Annotated in this window: 3 protein-coding genes; all 3 read left to right on the top strand. The window is 33.2% G+C overall.

Features of this window, described 5'->3' with window-relative positions:
- The first annotated feature begins 121 nt into the window (after positions 1-121).
- The 3 genes from IV84_RS09510 to IV84_RS09500 are packed head-to-tail and all read left to right on the top strand — an operon-like array spanning position 122 to position 4,868.
- A complete protein-coding gene (locus IV84_RS09510) occupies positions 122-937 on the top strand; it encodes an ABC transporter permease (protein ID WP_046872457.1) in 816 nt (271 codons plus the stop codon).
- Between the two features lie 21 nt (positions 938-958).
- Positions 959-2,047 carry an ABC transporter ATP-binding protein gene (locus IV84_RS09505; protein ID WP_046872458.1) on the top strand — a complete coding sequence of 363 codons (1,089 nt, stop codon included), beginning with the start codon at positions 959-961 and terminating at the stop codon, positions 2,045-2,047.
- Positions 2,048-2,069: 22 nt separating this feature from the next.
- Positions 2,070-4,868, top strand: a complete 2,799-nt coding sequence (locus tag IV84_RS09500; protein ID WP_056986558.1) for a YfhO family protein — start codon at positions 2,070-2,072, stop codon at positions 4,866-4,868.
- Positions 4,869-4,929 lie beyond the last annotated feature (61 nt).

Genomic DNA, 4,929 nt, shown 5'->3' with positions numbered 1-4,929 from the left:
ATAAGGCACCTAGGAAAACTTGACACATACGTTTTGAAACACAAATTGACGCTTTTCAATTAAACGACTATACTATCAGAATGTGAAATAAGAAACGATTAAAGAATAAGGGGTTAGGATAATGCATACGATGTTTCAGATAATCTCTGAACAATTTTCCAATTTCAAAATTATTCAAAGAATGTCAAAATTTGATGATAAGGCAACTTATCAAAGTCACTATTTAGGATTAGCATGGGAATTCTTGAATCCGCTAATTCAAATCGGAATTTACTATTTAGTGTTTGGGGTTGCCTTGCGTCGTGGTGATCCAATGCCCGGTGTACCATATTTGCCTTGGATGGTCCTGGGAATTACACCTTGGTTGTATATGAATAAAACGGTTTTAGATGCTTCCAAAAGTGTCTATCAACAAGTTGGATTAGTTTCGAAAATGAAATTTCCAGTGAGCGTTTTACCTTCTATCAAGATTGTGGGTAATCTTGCCAGTTTTTGGACAATGCTTGCTTTTTCAATTTTCTTAATGTTTTGTAACCATATGATGCCAACGTTTTCTTGGATTCAATTTCTTTATTATTTTGTTTGTATGATTGCTTTGATGTACGCGTTAGGAATTTTCAATTCAACCGTTACCGTTTTAATTCGTGATTGGCAAATTACGTTGCAGTCTATTTTACGGATGCTATTTTATATGAGTGGGGTACTTTTTAACTTTGCAACATCTAATTTCCCTGCTATTTTAATTCGAATCCTTGAATTGAATCCTTTTTATTACATTATTAACGGAATGCGTGAATCGATGCTAAATCGTGGATGGGTTTGGCAAGAACCTAATCTGACAATTACAATAGTATTTTGGATGTTTGTGTTTATTGTAATGGCTGTTGGGACTTTCTTGCACAACAAGTTCCGTGCAAACTTCGTGGATTTGATTTAGATAGAATGGAGAAAATTTATAATGTCTGAAGACTATAAAATCAAATTGGAAAATGTTACTAAAGAGTATGATTTATATCAAAGCAAAAATGATAAATTAAAAACTTTTTTTAGCCTTAAAAAGCGTCATGAGGTTCCTCACTTTTGGTCTCTTAAAGGAATTAGTCTTGAGGTTCATCAGGGAGAAGCACTTGGAATTATTGGTGTTAATGGTTCAGGAAAATCAACAATATCCAACATTATTTCAGGAATTATACCGCAAACAACAGGATTTGTTGACGTTAAGGGTGATACCTCAATTGTAGCAATTAGTGCTGGTTTGAAATGGAGCTTAACTGGATTAGAGAACATTCGGCTTAAAGGATTGATGCAAGGCTTGACTTTCGAAGAAATCGCTGCTGTCCGGGAAGATATCATTGAGTTCGCTGATATCGGAGATTTTATTAATCAGCCGGTAAAGGACTATTCTTCAGGTATGCGCTCTCGTTTAGGGTTTGCGATTGCTGTTCATATTAATCCTGATATTTTAATTATTGATGAAGCTTTGTCAGTTGGTGACGATACTTTCTATCAAAAATGTTTGAAAAAGATTCAAGAATTTAAAAAAGAAGGAAAAACAATTGTCTTTGTAAGTCATTCCCTTAAACAGGTTGAAATGCTTTGTGATCGTGTAGCATGGATTCATTTTGGAGAGTTACGAGAAATTGGCGATACTAAGAAAACTGTAAATGACTATCGCAAGTTTTCTTCAGATTTTAAAAAAGTAACATCAGCAGAACGCAGTAAATATCAAAAAGATAAAAAACAATTACAATTAGATTTTGATATTGATGCTTATGAAAAGTCAATAGTACAAAAAGAGCAAGAAGATCATGGTACTAGTGAGCATGAGGCTGCACGCAAAGTTCATAAAAACTTTTATTCAGAAGTTTTACCGACTAAGATGACCACTCTAACCAAGTGGCTGATTGGTGTTGCTGCTGTTATAATGGTGTTCTTTGCTCTTGTGACTGTTTCAGGTCATTCCATTACAAAGAGTATTTCTGATCCTAGTGTACTTATGCATCCAACTTACACAAAGACTCAGAACAAGGCGCAACAATTTAAATAGATTAGTTTCTTGGAGGTAAAAGATGCATTCTGAAGATAGAAGAGCCAAAAAGGGAATTTTTTGGAAATATACATTAGTTTTTCTAATCATTATCGGATTGACTTATGGAATTTTCTATTTTTTGGGTCTTTCTTTACTCTCAAATCATGACGTCATTCAACAACATGTGCCAATAAATTACGAACTTCACAAATTACTTTTACGTTTTTTTAAGGATCCCTTACACCCTCAATATTGGTCTTGGAAAATTGGTCTTGGGGGAGATATAATTCAGCACTTCGGATTTTATGTTATGGGGGATCCGTTTGCATACATAACCGCGTTATTTCCGACTAGATTTTTTGTGAAAGGCTTTCAGATAGTTAGTCTTTTGAGGTTGTATTTTGTTGGTCTGAGTTTTCTTATTATTTCATGGAAAATGGGACATCGAAAACTTGTGAGCACTCTGGCAGGCACAATTTGCTATATATCTAGTGGATTTGCTTTGTTTTCGGTAACATATCAGCCTTTCTTTCTGAATATATTAATATTATTACCAATATTTGTTTACAGTATTAATCTTTTGTTTTTTAGCAAACAAATTATGCCTTTTGCTTTAACTGTCATGCTCATACTATTAAATAATCTGTATTTTGCATATATGTTTGTTACTGGAGGACTTCTATATGTAATACTGCTTTATGCAATAAATTTCCAAAAAATAAAAAAAGAATCGTTTACAATTCTTGCTAGATTTAGTGGTGCGTCCATACTGGGCGTAGGTTTATCGGCGTGGCTGGTTATCCCTGAATTGATTGGTATGTTAAATTCCGGAAGATCCGAGGGTATATCTGGAATTTTTAAACTCATAAAATATCCTTTGAGCTATTATTTAAATTTGCCGAGTTTGCTTATTGGTGGGAATAAATTTAACTTATTTTGGCTCACTTCAATAGGGAGCTCATTAGTTTTCATTGCAATAGTTCATGTTATCTTTAACTACAGGAAATATAGAGAACTCGTATGTATTTATATAGCTGCTACAGTAATGCTCTTATTACCGGTGTTCGCTTCAATATTTAATGGATTTTCGCTTCCGTCAAATCGTTGGACCTTCCTATTAACATTTCCGTTTGCATTATCAGTTGTATTTTTTATCGACGATTTATCAAAAATTAGTGATAAAGAAAAGAAACTTTGGTTCTATTCATGTGTGATAGTTTCTTTTTATGTTGCGTTAGTGGATTCAATACTTGGAACTGCGACAGCAGATATTTTGTCATTGGCATTTTTATTTGTTCTTTTGTTAATACTCTTGATGAAAAATCATATTGGAAAAAAATGGTCGAGAATATTCATCCTTGTTGTTATGCTTAATTCGATTATTTGGATATCTTTTAGTTTTTACCCCAGAGGAAGAAATCTAAGCAGAGAATTATTACCATTTAGACAGGCTAAAATGTCTATAAGAAATCCATTCTATAATAATCAAAAAAATGTAAAAACTAATACTAGGGTGATGTCGGCGATTGGCGTGAAATCACCAATTTCTGTAATTTCGCAAAATGCCTCTCTTGTCTCTCCATACAGCTATATTAACTCTTATTATTCAATTCAGAGCAAAAGCTTGACTAATTTTGGATCTGATATGCAAATACTTAATGGTACTAACTTAGTTCCATTGACTCATTTGGATAGTCGAAGTACTTTATTAAGATATTTGGGCGTTCAATATTATATAAATAATTCTCCAAATTATGCAATTAACGGGTATGAACAAAAGGCAACTTTTTATCAAAAAAATATATATTTTCACAAATCTATTTCGTCTTTACCGATAGCTTTTTGGCAGTCAAATTTGCAAGATATGCATTCCTATAATAAAGAATTACCTTCTGTAAAAGAAGCTGGGTTAGCGTACACAGCAGCTGTGAATGATCCTGCTGATTTGAAGCATGGATCGATCTCAAATAATGGTGGAACAGTATTACACCAATTTGGAACCGCCAAAAGAAAAAGCAAGGTAGTTTCCTTTTCCAAAAATAAAACCAATGTTATATCGTATAATACAAATAAGAGTAATACTAGTTTGAAATTAAGATTGCCTAAAGGCTTGTTGCAACAGCAAAATGAATTGCACTTGGATATTTCGAAGATAAGTTTTGAGCCTTATGAACCTGGGAAAAGATCAGTCCTAAAAAGATATCAAAACTTTGGAAATATCATTAACAATTCAAGTAGTGACAGGAATACCTGGTCCATGTTGTTCTCAATGAATAACAAAAGAGAGAGATTAGCGCAGCCGGGTTTTAATGATCCTGGAGGATTAAGCTTTTATAAAAAAATAACTACCGGTGTTGTGAATATGGGTGGCGTTCAAAACAAAAACGATTATATTACTCTCCGTTTTGAAAAACCCGGTAAGTACAAATTCCGCATTAAAATGATTCAACTTGATGCCCATTCACTCACAAAGAAGTTTTCTAAGTTAACAAAATCAAATAAAAAGGTTAGCTACTTTAACAATGGTTTAAATACTAGAATTAAAACAAAAAGCAGTGGCATAATTGAAACTACAATTCCATACTCTAAAGGTTGGAAAGCGACTATTGATAAGAAAAATGCAAAAATTATTAAAGTGAATAATGCATTTATAGGAGTTGTTCCAAATAAGCACAAAAATGTAGTGAATCTGAAATTAGTTTATAGAACACCTGGTAAATTAATTGGAGCGTTTATCACGGCTTTATTTATTCTAATGATATTTGTGTACTTTCTTTTGAAGAGGAAAGCTGTAGTAGATCCCCCCAAAAATAATTCAATCGATATGAATGCTGAGTGATATACTGGAACAGACGCTTGTTGACGTCTGTTTTTTGGGTCTCTGTCAAATCGTATTGGTG

Origin of the sequence: Pediococcus damnosus, assembly GCF_001437255.1 — a bacterium.
Lineage (GTDB): Bacteria > Bacillota > Bacilli > Lactobacillales > Lactobacillaceae > Pediococcus > Pediococcus damnosus.
The sequence above is the reverse complement of the archived record's forward strand: the minus strand, read 5'-3'. Positions and strand labels throughout refer to the sequence as shown.